10 protein-coding genes are annotated in these 12,665 nt (G+C 34.8%); 5 read left to right on the top strand and 5 right to left on the bottom strand.

Going from position 1 to position 12,665, the window contains the following annotated elements:
• Window positions 1-201 precede the first annotated feature (201 nt).
• The 3 genes from ACN0TY_RS12920 to yidC all read left to right on the top strand — a co-directional run bounded on the left by ACN0TY_RS12920 (window position 202) and on the right by yidC (window position 4,173).
• A complete protein-coding gene (locus tag ACN0TY_RS12920; RefSeq protein ID WP_417444829.1) occupies window positions 202-429 on the top strand; it encodes a DUF3820 family protein in 228 nt (75 codons plus the stop codon).
• A 136-nt stretch (window positions 430-565) separates the two neighbouring features.
• Window positions 566-2,182, top strand: a complete 1,617-nt coding sequence (locus ACN0TY_RS12915; RefSeq protein ID WP_236959149.1) for a CTP synthase — start codon at window positions 566-568, stop codon at window positions 2,180-2,182.
• Between the two features lie 110 nt (window positions 2,183-2,292).
• Window positions 2,293-4,173 carry a membrane protein insertase YidC gene (yidC, locus tag ACN0TY_RS12910; protein ID WP_417444828.1) on the top strand — a complete coding sequence of 627 codons (1,881 nt, stop codon included), beginning with the start codon at window positions 2,293-2,295 and terminating at the stop codon, window positions 4,171-4,173.
• A gap of 78 nt (window positions 4,174-4,251) precedes the next feature.
• Here the strand turns inward: yidC and ACN0TY_RS12905 are convergent, their stop codons facing one another.
• The 4 genes from ACN0TY_RS12905 to ACN0TY_RS12890 form a co-directional block, all read right to left on the bottom strand.
• The gene (locus tag ACN0TY_RS12905) at window positions 4,252-4,845 is read right to left on the bottom strand and encodes a gluconate 2-dehydrogenase subunit 3 family protein (protein WP_417444827.1); all 594 of its coding nucleotides are present in this window, start codon (window positions 4,843-4,845) and stop codon (window positions 4,252-4,254) included.
• 1 nt (window position 4,846) lies between these two features.
• The gene (locus ACN0TY_RS12900) at window positions 4,847-6,538 is read right to left on the bottom strand and encodes a GMC oxidoreductase (RefSeq protein ID WP_417444826.1); all 1,692 of its coding nucleotides are present in this window, start codon (window positions 6,536-6,538) and stop codon (window positions 4,847-4,849) included.
• A gap of 264 nt (window positions 6,539-6,802) precedes the next feature.
• Window positions 6,803-7,762 carry a fasciclin domain-containing protein gene (locus ACN0TY_RS12895; protein ID WP_417444825.1) on the bottom strand — a complete coding sequence of 320 codons (960 nt, stop codon included), beginning with the start codon at window positions 7,760-7,762 and terminating at the stop codon, window positions 6,803-6,805.
• Window positions 7,763-7,886: 124 nt separating this feature from the next.
• On the bottom strand, window positions 7,887-9,713 hold the full coding sequence (locus tag ACN0TY_RS12890) for a fasciclin domain-containing protein (protein WP_417444824.1): 1,827 nt from the start codon (window positions 9,711-9,713) through the stop codon (window positions 7,887-7,889).
• A 317-nt stretch (window positions 9,714-10,030) separates the two neighbouring features.
• Here ACN0TY_RS12890 and mnmA point away from each other — a divergent pair, with 317 nt between their 5' ends.
• Complete coding sequence (gene mnmA, locus ACN0TY_RS12885) at window positions 10,031-11,218, top strand: tRNA 2-thiouridine(34) synthase MnmA (protein ID WP_417444823.1); 1,188 nt, start codon at window positions 10,031-10,033, stop codon at window positions 11,216-11,218.
• A 121-nt stretch (window positions 11,219-11,339) separates the two neighbouring features.
• Window positions 11,340-12,281, top strand: coding sequence for an NAD(P)H-dependent flavin oxidoreductase (locus tag ACN0TY_RS12880; RefSeq protein ID WP_417444822.1), 942 nt, complete (start codon window positions 11,340-11,342; stop codon window positions 12,279-12,281).
• Between the two features lie 113 nt (window positions 12,282-12,394).
• Here ACN0TY_RS12880 and ACN0TY_RS12875 read toward each other — a convergent pair whose 3' ends face one another.
• Window positions 12,395-12,646 (bottom strand): DUF1456 family protein, encoded by a 252-nt coding sequence (locus ACN0TY_RS12875; RefSeq protein WP_236959157.1) that lies wholly within the window; start codon window positions 12,644-12,646, stop codon window positions 12,395-12,397.
• Window positions 12,647-12,665: the final 19 nt, after the last annotated feature.

Raw genomic sequence — 12,665 nt, 5'->3', positions numbered from 1 at the left:
AAATTAGTTTTTATTCTGGGCATTCCCACGTAAAAAACGTGGTCGCGCTTTCACTACTCGCTTTCCAATAAAAAAATTGGAAGAGCTCAAACATACCGCTCAATCCCTAATGCGAAAAATGAGTTGAGAGTTTAAAAGGAATTGTTTACAGAATAATTATTTTTACAGCATACAGCCTAGCATAAACCCAACAAGAAAAGCATGGATTTAGATCAAAACAGAGAGTTCTTAGTTAAATTGGCACATGCTAAAATGCCTTTTGGGAAATATAAAGACCGTTATTTAATAGATATTCCAGAGCCTTACTATGTTTGGTTCCGGCAAAAAGGATTTCCAAGCGGGAAATTAGGGATGCAATTGGAGGCTATGTACGAAATAAAAGTAAACGGATTGGAAGAACTTATTTATAAAATCCGTAAAGTAAGATAAGGATTACTTTTAATTCTCTCAAAAACAATCATAAAATCCCCCTATAAGAAAAGTGTTTTTTTAATTCTTATTTGTATTTTTGCCGCGATATTTTCAACAAGCTGTTTAGGCAGGCAAATTCATTTAAGTAAAGATAATGGCAGATACCAAATACATTTTTGTTACGGGTGGTGTTACCTCTTCATTGGGAAAAGGAATCATAGCGGCATCATTGGCGAAACTTTTACAGGCAAGAGGTTATAAAACTACAATTCAGAAACTTGACCCATATATAAATGTAGATCCGGGAACGCTTAATCCATACGAGCATGGAGAATGCTATGTTACAGATGACGGGGCAGAAACAGATTTGGATTTAGGTCATTATGAGCGTTTTCTAAACGTAAACACTTCTCAAGCTAATAATGTAACTACTGGAAGAATCTACCAAAGCGTAATCGAAAAAGAACGTAGAGGAGAATTCTTAGGGAAAACAGTACAAGTAGTTCCTCATATTACCAACGAAATTAAAGAACGTATTCAGGTGCTTGGAAAAAGTGGTGAGTACGACATCGTTATCACAGAAATTGGAGGAACAGTAGGAGATATTGAGTCTTTGCCATATATAGAATCTGTAAGACAATTAATGTGGGAATTAGGAGATAACAACGGACTCGTAATTCATCTTACACTTGTACCTTACCTTTCTGCTGCAGGTGAGCTTAAAACAAAACCAACACAGCATTCTGTAAAAACATTGATGGAAAGTGGTATTAAAGCAGATATCCTTGTGTGTAGAACAGAGCATGAACTTTCTGATGATCTTAGAGAGAAGTTGGCTTTATTTTGTAATGTAAAAAGAGAGGCAGTTATACAATCTATTGATGCTTCTACAATATACGATGTTCCTAACCTAATGTTAGAAGAAGGTTTGGATAATGTAGTCCTTAAAAAATTAGCTCTAAAAGATGATTCACAGCCAGATTTAACACGTTGGAATCAGTTTTTAGATCGCCATAAAAACCCTAAAGATGAAGTTCATATTGGTTTAGTAGGTAAATATGTAGAGCTTCAAGATAGCTATAAATCGATTTTAGAGGCTTTTATTCATGCGGGAGCAGAGAATGAAGTTAAAGTAAAAGTAGAATATATCCATTCAGAACATATCGATACTAAAGTACTTCAAGATAAAATTGCAAGTTTAGATGGTGTTTTAGTAGCTCCAGGTTTTGGAGAACGTGGGATAGAAGGAAAAATAGATGTAATAAAATATGTTCGTGAGCAGAATATTCCATTCTTAGGAATTTGCTTAGGAATGCAGATGGCGGTTATAGAGTTTGCTAGAAATGTATTGGCTATTAAAGATGCTAATTCTACAGAAATGAATCCAGATACTGCAAATCCTGTGATAGATTTAATGGAAGAGCAAAAAGATATTACTCATATGGGTGGTACTATGCGTTTGGGAGCATGGGATTGTAATTTGGAAGCAGGAAGCTTAGTAAATAAGATCTATGCAGCCGATACTATTTCTGAGCGACACAGACATCGCTATGAGTTTAATAATAAATATAAAGATCAAATTGAAGCTGCTGGATTAAAAGCTACAGGGCTTAATCCAGAAACAGGGCTTGTGGAAGTTGTAGAATTACCTACACACCCTTGGTTTGTTGGGGTTCAATACCATCCAGAATATAAGAGTACCGTAGCAAATCCACACCCATTATTTGTAGGTTTTGTTAAGGCAGCACTTCAGCATAAGGTTAATAAATAGTGTCAGTTTGACATGAATATAAGATTTGGGCATATCTTTGCAAACTAAAATTTAGCAATGATTATTGCCCTTATTTATTGAGAGGGAAAATTTATTTTAATAAAAATTAAATGGAAGAAAAGAAATTTGATATTAACTCGATCTTAGGATTTGTACTTATAGGTGCAATTTTAATGTGGGTTATATATAACAATCAGCCAACGGAAGAAGAAATTCAAGCTGAAAAAGCGAAGCAAGAGCAGGTAGAGAAAGCAAAAGAGCAAGAAAAAAATGCTGCTGTAGTAGAAACTGTTTCAGAGGTTAACCTACAAGATTCTACGGCTTTAGAACAGTATAAAGGTTCTTTAGGTGCTTTTGCATATTCTGCAAGCTTACCTTCTGCTAAAGAAAATACTACCGTTTTTGAAAACGAATTGGTACGTTTTGAAGTTAGTAATAAAGGAGGGCAAATTGTAGAAGCCAAATTAAAAAACTTTAAAACATTCGATTCTATTCCTGTATATCTTGTAAAAGATGGGAATGCATCATTTAATTTAACTTTCGCAACTACAGATAATCGTACGCTAAATACAAAAGATCTTTTCTTTGAGCCTTCTATTACAAAGAATGGGGAGAATCAAGTGCTTTCAATGAAGCTAAAGACTTCTAATAACAAGTTTTTAGAATATCGTTATGAACTTAAACCAGATGAGTATCTTGTAGACTTCACGGTAAGATCTCAAGGATTAAATGGTGTTCTTAATAGTTCTCAACCTGCACAATTAGATTGGAAACTTAAAGGAATTCGTCATAGTAGAAGTATAAAATATGAAAATCGTTATACTAGATTAACATACTTCCATGAAGGAAGTGTTAGTAAATTGTCGCCTTCTGGAGAAGATGATGAGGCAGATACTAATGTAAGTTGGATTTCATATAGACAGCATTTCTTTAGTTCAATGCTTATCAATCCAGATTCTTTTTCTAATGTATCTATGACTTCGGAGCAGATGTTCGAAGATGAGAGTCCAGAGGAGCAATATGTGAAATTATACACAGCATCTACACCGTTAGAAATTAAAGGTGGAGAGCTTAATTATAATATGCATTGGTATTACGGACCAACAGATGCAAGAGTATTTAAAAAATATAAAGACATAGAGCTTGTTGAGTCTATTCCATTTGGATGGGGAATCTTTGGGTTTATTAACAAACATGTTTTTACTCCTTTATATGATTACCTAAGCTCTGTTTTTCCTTATGGAATTGCAATTATTGTGATGACAATTATTGTAAGGTTGGCTTTATCTCCAGTTACATATAAGTCTTATCTATCTCAAGCGAAGATGAAAGTTATTAAGCCTGAGGTAACTGAGATAGCTCAAAAGTACAAGGATAATCCAATGAAGCGTCAGCAGGAAACTATGAAACTTTATAGTAAAGCTGGAGTCAGCCCAATGAGTGGTTGTGTGCCTGGTTTACTACAGATTCCTGTATTCTACGCCTTATTTATGTTTTTCCCAACAGCAATAATGTTGCGTCAGAAACCATTCTTATGGGCAGATGATCTTTCTTCTTATGATATCGTATACAAATTCCCTGATGGGTTTAGTATTCCTTTCTATGGAGATCACGTGAGTTTGTTCCCAATCTTAGCTTCTGTTGCTATTTTCTTTTATATGAAAATGACTACTGGACAGCAGCAAGCAATGCAGCAACCAGCACAAGAGGGAATGCCAGATATGGGAAGCATTATGAAAGTGATGATTTACATTTCTCCAATAATGATGCTTTTCTTCTTTAATAACTATGCAAGTGGATTGAGTTTGTATTATTTTGTATCGAACTTGATTACAATTCTTATCATGTTGGTAATTAAAAATTACATTATCGACGATGAGAAGATTCATGCTAAGATTCAAGAAAACAAGAAGAAACCTAAGAAAGAGAGTCGTTTTCAGAAGAAAATGAGAGAGATGATGGATCAGGCGGAAGCTCAGAAAAAGAAATAATAATTAGTATTATCCTGATATAAAAAAGGGTGATTTGAAAATGTTCAAATCACCCTTTTTACTTTAGCTATTTTTAGGTTACAATGAATAACCTAACTTATTATCCCAATTAATACATCCTTGGAAAGGTCCAGGAACAGGGTCGTATACAAGTACTTTCTCTCCAATGTACTCACTATTTTTATAAGCCCATATTGTATTTCCTCTTACTTTATTCAGAAAATTATATACCAATACTTCTGGATTGTTAAACGTTCCTTTGTTAATGCTATTGAGATAATCTTCTTGCTTTTCTTTAGGTGCATTAAAATAGGTGTTTAGAAGTTTGTCGCAAGCTTCAGTTGTGAAACTATCTTTTTCTAAAATAGAAGTAGCTTCTACACATCCTTTACGAATGGTAGCTTTTTCTTCATCAGAAAGTAATTCTGCAAAACTAAGATCTATGAACTTAGGAATATTAAGTTCTGCAGCTCCAGGAAGATCTGTTTTAGGGAGAATTAATTCTGTAATTTTATCTATAACAACAGCTTGTTTTTCATCGAAGAAAATAGGATTCCATGTAGTTTTATTTTCCTCTGTTTGACAGCTTTGTAGAATGGAAAATAGTGTAGGAGCAGCAGCTGCATATCCTAGCGATAAACCAATTCTTGATAATGCTTTTCTTCTTTCCATATTAGCTGATTTTTTTAAATTGTTTCGCAGCATGATCCGCTGCTCTTGCTGTGAATGCCATATATGTTAGTGACGGATTCTGACATGCTGCAGAGGTCATAAAAGCACCATCAGTTACATAAACATTTGGTACAGCGTGTAATTGATTGTTTTTATTAACAACAGATGTTTTGGCATCATATCCCATTCGAGCTCCTCCCATTTCATGAATTCCTAAGCCAGGTCCTCCTGGATCATCATAAGTAGATACATCTTTAAACCCTGCTTTTTCAAGCATTTCTGCGCCTTGTTTTAATATATCCTTTCTCATATTATATTCGTTTTCCTTAAATTCTACATCAAAATCTAATGTTGGTAATCCCCAACTATCAAGCTTTTCGTAATTTAAAGTAACTTTATTTTCATCATAAGGAAGCATTTCTCCAAAACCAGTCATTCCAAAATTCCAACCTCCAATATCAAGAATATTATCTTTAAGTTTTTTTCCGTATCCCATTTCAGCAACAGAAGTAGTCCAATCCCCTCGATTTGCTCCCCCTTGATATCCGTAGCCTCTTATAAAATCTTTGGCAGTTGTTTCCTTACTAAGGTTTCTAAATCTAGGAATATAGATTCCGTTAGGTCTACGTCCTTTAAAATACTTATCCTCAAATCCATCCATTTTTCCATTAGCTCCTAGTCGGTAATGATGATCCATAATATTAGTACCTAAAGAACCAGAATCGTTCCCCATTCCGTTAGGGAATCTGTTGGATTTGGATTGTAGAAGTATTGAGTTGGTAGCCATTGCCGAAGCACATAAAAATATAATAGAAGCAGAGAATTCGTGTTTCTCATTAGTCTCTGCGTCTATTATTTTAACTCCTGTAGCTTTTTCGGAACCTTCATCATACATGATTTCATAGGCTATAGAATTAGGTCTTAATGTCATATTGCCTGTTCTATCTGCAGCTGGTAGGGTAGATGAATTACTACTAAAATATCCACCATAGGGACAACCTCTAGAACATCTATTTCGAGATTGACAAGTTCCTCTGCCTTCAAAACTTTTGTTTCCAGTAATATGAGCAACTCTACCGATAGTTAAAATTCTATCATTGTAATTTTCAGATATTTTATCTTTTAAATGCTCTTCAACGCAATTTAAATCCATTGGAGGAAGAAATTTCCCATCTGGTAATTGCTTTAAACCTAAGTTTCTTCCGCTCACTCCAATATAAGTTTCTACCTTATCATACCAAGGAGCAATGTCTTTATAACGTACAGGCCAATCAACGCCTATTCCATCCTTTTTATTAGCTTCAAAATCAATATCACTCCATCTATAACTTTGTCTTCCCCATGTAATAGATCTTCCTCCAACGTGGTATCCTCGAATCCAATCGAAACGTTTAATTTCATTGTAAGGATGCTTCACATCATCTACAAAAAAATGTTTATTCGATTTATCTGGAGCCCAACCTACACGATGTTGCTTATGTTGCGTAGCTTTTTCTTCAGGAGTAAGTGCTCCTTTTAGCTCGTAATCCCAAGGGTCTTTGTGCATGGTAGGATAATCTTTAATGTGCTCTACCATTCTACCCCTTTCGAGTACTAACGTTTTTAAGCCTTTTTCGCAAAGCTCTTTTGCAGCCCATCCGCCACTTATTCCTGTACCGATAACAATAGCATCATATTGTGGTTTTTCTTTCATTATTTTGGGTGTTTTGTTGATTTATCGGCAATAAATATACTTAAATAAAGTCATTATGACAATAACTAGCTTGTTATATTTTTATATCCTTAAATATGAGGGTTTTAAGATATAAAACTAATAGTGAGGAAATTTTATTGAGAAGGTTATAATAAAGAAGTAGGAGAGGAGGGCTTGTATTAAAAAAGTCCTATAATTTATTTAAGAATTCTTATAGTAGGTTGGTACAAGAGTCTTTAAATAAATTATAGGACTTAGGAGATCTTATTCGTATTTAAGAACTTTATCTATAACATGGGCAATACCATTCCAAGCAACAATATCTTTGCTAATAACAGTGGCATTTTCAGTAGAGATATCAGTAATTGTAATAGCATCTTTTACTGAAATTTTAATAGAGCTTCCTTGCCATGTATCAAGAGTCATGTCATTTACAAGCTTAGTGGAAGGATATGATTTCCCATCGATAATATGATACTTTAAAGTCTTCTCTAATTTCTCGAAGGTTACAGTTCCCATAGTTAAAAAAGCATCTTCAGAAGGCACAAAAAGAGTGATTTCTGCTGCAGCATCATGTAGTTTATCAGAGATTTCACTGTTGATTTGCTCTGAAGCATCATAAAGATTAGAAAATGCTGGATCTACTTTTATAAAAGTTGCTAATGTAGCAGGTACGATCACATCGTCTATTTGATGGATTACACCATTGGTTACATCAATATCTTCTTTTGTTACTAAAATCCCGTCATTTAAAGTAACAGTATCGTTATTCTTAGAAACAAATACGTCGATATTTGCTAATGAAGGATACTCTTTAGCTTGTGTTTTATTATAACCTTCAGGAATTTCTTTTAATTTTTTTTCTGGTCCATTAAGCATGTGATTAAGAATGATTTGAGTAAGTAGGCTTGTAGGTACATTTTGTATGCTACTAACTCCATTATCATCCAAATACCTTTTAAAAGCTTCATTATTAGGAGCAAAAAAAGTATAAGACCCTGCTTTATCAACATTTAAAGCGTCTTGGTAACCAATTTGATTGATAGCTTCTACAAGAATACTATAATCTTCATTGTTACTTAGGTAGCTGTAAAGAGCTACTGGTTCGTTAATGGTTTCTGGTTCTGAACCTTCATCGTTGGAAGATTCGCTGCATGCAACAAGATTGCAGGCAGAAATAAGTAAAAGCAATACTGCTTTTAAGCTTTTTTTCTGTGTGTTCATAATGTGTAAAATTTGGTGGAGTAAATATATTCTTTTTTGACAAATATTTGCTTTTTTATATAAAAAAAAGAGTCACCAAATGATGACTCTCTTCAAAAGCAATGATAAAAAATTAAAGTGGTTTCTAGTTTGTAGTATCTGGAATTAATACTTGATTCACTGCATGAATAACACCGTTAGTAGCTTGCACATCTACAGCAACTACTCCGATACCTGTGTTTCCGGCCCCATCTGTTAAGTCAGCAATATTATCTCCAGTACCTGGTAATGTAACGGTAATGTTGTCCCCCTCAAGACTTTCTACCATCATTCCATTTGATAAATCTTCAGATCTTGCATTAGCCCCAGCTACAACATGGTGTTGTAAAACTGCTGTTAACGTAGCTCCAGATGGAACCGCATCTAATGCTTCGAAAGCTGAATTTATAGGTGCGAATACTGTAAATGGAGCATCTGTTGTTCCAGAAAGGATGCTTACAAAATCTGGTTGATCATCCGCAGTAAGTGCTCCTACTAAAGAACTAAAATTAGCATCAGCAGTAGCAAAAGTAACTATAGTAGGCAATCCAATAACAGCATCTACAGCATGAATTACTCCATTACTTACTTCTACATCTGCAGTTGTTACAGTAGATACGCCGTTTAACGTCACTCCAGATTCTGTGTTTATATAGATACTTAAATTGTCTCCATCTCCATTTGTTGCCATTGTATTTCCATACATGGTTGATAAATCTCCAGACATTACCTCTCCAGAAATAACATGGTTTAGTAATAATTGTGTTAATACATCAGTAGGAACATCATCTAAAGAAGCAAATCCATTGTCCGATAGGAATGTAGTAAAAGCCTCATTATTAGGAGCAAATACTGTTAATCCAGCATCTTCTGCACTTAATGTTTCTACTAAACCAGCTTTCTGTACAGCAGCTAATAAAGAAGAGTAATCATCGTTCATAGATACAAAACCTGCAATAGTTGGATTCATTGCATCTACAATAGCTTGTGGTAATAATACTTTGTCGATAGCGTGGATAACACCATTTCCTGCCTGTACATCTGCAGTAATAACATTTGCGGGTGTTTCTGTGGCGTCCATAACCTGTACTCCATCAGATGTCATAATAGTAACGTCGTTTCCTTGAGCTGTAGTAATCATCTGTCCGTCAGATAAAGTTCCAGACGTAGCATTAGCACCAGCAACTACATGATATGTTAATACTGTTTCTAATGTAGCATCATCTATTTCATCTAAAGAAGAAACTCCTAACATGCTTAATAAGTTTGTAAAAGCCTCATTAGTTGGAGCAAATACTGTAAATGGAGAACCTTCTGTTCCAGAAAGTAGGTCTAGATATTGATCCCCAAATCTTCCTAATGCTTCTACTAATATGGAGAAATTTGGATTTGCTGCGGCATGATCTACAATAGTAGGAATATTTAATACACCATTTACTTTATGGATAATTCCATTTGAGGCCATAATATCTACAGTAGTTGGCATTGATGTACCGTTAAAAGTTACACCTCCATCAGTGTTAATAAACATGCTGATTTGATTATCATCCGGACCAGTAGCAAGTGTATTCTTATACATTGTACTAAGTTCACTTGAAGCTAGCTCTTCGCTAAACACATGGTTTAACAAAATGTTTGTTAGCACATCGTTAGATACTGCATCTACATCTGTAATTCCAGCATCTTGAAATGCTTGATTGGTTGGAGCTAAAACTGTAAATGTACCTTCTTCATTTAAGGTGTCATCTAAACCTGTTTTAACTAATGCTGCTACTAAAATGCTCAACTCAGCATCTGAAGCAGCTGTTTCTGTGATTGTTAACTCTTCTTCTGGAGGCGTTTGGTTATTGTCGTCATCATCAGAACAGGATGCCAATCCTACTAACAAAAATGCAACAATAAAATACTTTGATAAATGGATGATTGTTTTCATTTTGATTGTTTTTTAAGTTTTATGTTATTACTGTATCTGTAATATTGTTTAACTAAATTACAATAAAAGTTAAACATTAATTAAGCGTTAACTTTTTTTAACATAATAATATCTATATTATATAATTGTTACTCAGTATTTTAGTTTTTATACTATATTTTCGTGGTATAAATTCTGTTTAACTATTTTATATTTATGTTAAACGTAAATTATACTGTTTTTTATGTTGTATAAATTGAAAGAATTCTGTTGATGGTTCGACTAATCTCTTCTAAATGAATTTTGTAATTTTGCATATTATTTTCAATTAAGTTAGCATGAAGAGAGTTATAGTTGGTTTATCGGGGGGAGTAGATTCTAGTGTTACAGCCTATCTGTTGAAGGAACAGGGGTATGATGTAATAGGATTGTTTATGAAGAATTGGCACGATGATTCTGTAACGATATCTAATGAATGTCCTTGGTTGGAAGATAGTAATGATGCTTTGATGGTGGCAGATAAACTAGGAATCCCTTTTCAAACTGTAGATTTAAGCGAGCAATATAAAGAGCGTATAGTGGACTATATGTTTAATGAGTATGAGCGCGGTCGTACACCAAATCCAGATGTGCTTTGTAACCGAGAAATTAAGTTTGATGTGTTTATGAAAATAGCATTAGACCTCGGTGCAGATTATGTTGCTACAGGTCATTATTGCCGTAAAGATACTATTACCGTAGATGGAAATCCTGTGCATAGACTTTTGGCTGGGGTAGATGGAAATAAAGATCAATCTTATTTTTTATGTCAGCTTTCACAGGAGCAGTTAAGTAGAACATTGTTTCCTATTGGGGAGCTTACAAAACCTGAAGTACGAAAAATCGCTGCGGAGAATAATTTAATTACTGCCGAAAAGAAAGACTCACAAGGGCTTTGCTTTATCGGTAAGGTAAGACTTCCTGAGTTTCTTCAGCAGAAATTAAAACCAAAAGAAGGTCAGATTATAGAGATTGCTGCGGAAGAAGTCCTTCAAAAAAGAGTTACTCCAACTTTCAATAATAAAAGTGAAGAGTTAGCATTTAATGCTCAAAAAGTAGTTTACAATGCTAAAGATGGGAAGGTAGTCGGAAAACATCAAGGGGCGCATTATTTTACAAAAGGTCAGCGTAAAGGTTTAAATGTTGGTGGTACTCCAGAGCCGTTGTTTATTATAGAAACAGATGTAGAGGAGAACATTATATATACCGGACAGGGTAAAAATCATCCTGGACTTTTTAGAAAAGCGCTTTTTGTTACTAATGATGAATTGCATTGGGTACGAGAAGATTTAGCTTTAGATATAGATGAAAATATGGAAGTGATGGCTCGTATTCGTTACAGACAACCACTCCAAAAAGCAACACTTTATAAAGTGGATGGCGGACTTTATGTAGATTTCGAGAACCCTCAAAGTGCTATTACAGAGGGGCAGTTTGTAGCTTTCTACCAAGGGGAAGAGCTTGTAGGGTCTGGAGTAATCGGATAGTATGAAACTCAAATAATCACTTTTTACATCATATATAATTGGGAGTCTATAATTTATAGATTCCCTTTTTTTATCTCGATACTCATTTTCTTAGCTACTCCAAATCTTCTTATATTTGAGTATGGAAAATAGAATCACTACACTATTTAATATTAAGTATCCCATTATTCAAGCGGGAATGGTTTGGGCAAGCGGATGGAAGTTAGCAGCTGCAGCTTCTAATAGCGGAATTTTAGGGCTAATTGGAGCTGGGTCTATGTATCCTGAAGTGTTACAAGAACATATTCAGAAATGTAAAAAAGCTACCAATAATCCTTTTGGAGTCAATGTGCCTTTGCTATATCCAGATATTGATAAGCTGATGGATATTATTATTTCTGAAGGAGTGAAAATAGTATTCACTTCCGCAGGAAATCCTAAAACATGGACCTCTCATTTGCAAGCTCATGGTATTACGGTGGTGCATGTAGTGAGTAGCGTTAAGTTTGCCCTTAAGGCACAAGAGGCTGGGGTAGATGCTATTGTTGCTGAAGGTTTTGAAGCTGGCGGTCATAATGGGCGCGATGAAACTACCACATTTACTCTTATTCCGATGGTGAAAGAGCAAATTACTATTCCGATTATTGCTGCTGGTGGAATAGCTACCGGTAGCGGAATGCTTGCTGCAATGGTGCTTGGCGCAGATGCAGTGCAAGTTGGGAGTAGATTTGTGGCTAGTATAGAAGCTTCTTCTCACATAAATTTTAAAGAATTGGTGGTTGCTAGTAAAGAGGGGGATACCCAACTTACTTTAAAAGAACTAGCTCCAGTGCGACTAATTAAAAATAAGTTTTTTAACGATGTTAATGCACTCTATGCTAAAGGAACTACCAAAGAAGAATTGGCAACTTTACTTGGCAGAGCACGTGCTAAGAAAGGTATGTTTGAAGGTGATTTGGAGGAAGGAGAACTCGAAATTGGACAAATAAGTGGACTAATAAACGATATTCTCCCCGTAGCTACAATCGTAAATAATATGATTGCTGAATTTGAAGCAGCAAAAAAGAAAACACTCGCTATTTGATGCTATAATTTGGAGGCTGATTTAAAAAGTAAACCGATTTCTAATGTAGAATCTAAGCAGCCTAGAGCCTAGAGCCTAGTGCATAAAGCCTAAAGCCTAGTAGTGCCTAAAACTTACTTCTTTTCTACAGGCTTCTTTTTAGGCAGTGGGCCACGGAGATGGATAATCAGACCATTTAAAAAATTACGTAAAATTTGATCCCCACATTCCATGTATTTAGGATGATCTTCGCTTCTAAAGAGCGCTCCTAATTCACTTTTAGTGATTCTAAAATCAACAAGAGCTAAGATTTCTACAATTTGTTCGTCTCTTAATTTGTGAGCTACACGAAGCTTTTTAAATATGTCGTTGTTTGTTAATGCCATGCTGCAAAGGTAATGATTG

Source organism: Joostella sp. (assembly GCF_048266025.1).
Lineage (GTDB): Bacteria > Bacteroidota > Bacteroidia > Flavobacteriales > Flavobacteriaceae > Galbibacter > Galbibacter atrarenae.
The sequence above is the reverse complement of the archived record's forward strand: the minus strand, read 5'-3'. Positions and strand labels throughout refer to the sequence as shown.

Bases quoted from the DNA above. Each gene is read 5' to 3' on its own strand.
- ACN0TY_RS12915 (WP_236959149.1), top strand. From the start codon at position 566: ATGGCAGATACCAAATACATTTTTGTTACGGGTGGTGTTACCTCTTCA.
- ACN0TY_RS12875 (WP_236959157.1), bottom strand. From the start codon at position 12,646: ATGGCATTAACAAACAACGACATATTTAAAAAGCTTCGTGTAGCTCAC.
- ACN0TY_RS12890 (WP_417444824.1), bottom strand. From the start codon at position 9,713: ATGAAAACAATCATCCATTTATCAAAGTATTTTATTGTTGCATTTTTG.
- ACN0TY_RS12900 (WP_417444826.1), bottom strand. From the start codon at position 6,538: ATGAAAGAAAAACCACAATATGATGCTATTGTTATCGGTACAGGAATA.
- ACN0TY_RS12895 (WP_417444825.1), bottom strand. From the start codon at position 7,762: ATGAACACACAGAAAAAAAGCTTAAAAGCAGTATTGCTTTTACTTATT.
- mnmA (WP_417444823.1), top strand. From the start codon at position 10,031: ATGAAGAGAGTTATAGTTGGTTTATCGGGGGGAGTAGATTCTAGTGTT.
- yidC (WP_417444828.1), top strand. From the start codon at position 2,293: ATGGAAGAAAAGAAATTTGATATTAACTCGATCTTAGGATTTGTACTT.
- ACN0TY_RS12920 (WP_417444829.1), top strand. From the start codon at position 202: ATGGATTTAGATCAAAACAGAGAGTTCTTAGTTAAATTGGCACATGCT.
- ACN0TY_RS12880 (WP_417444822.1), top strand. From the start codon at position 11,340: ATGGAAAATAGAATCACTACACTATTTAATATTAAGTATCCCATTATT.
- ACN0TY_RS12905 (WP_417444827.1), bottom strand. From the start codon at position 4,845: ATGGAAAGAAGAAAAGCATTATCAAGAATTGGTTTATCGCTAGGATAT.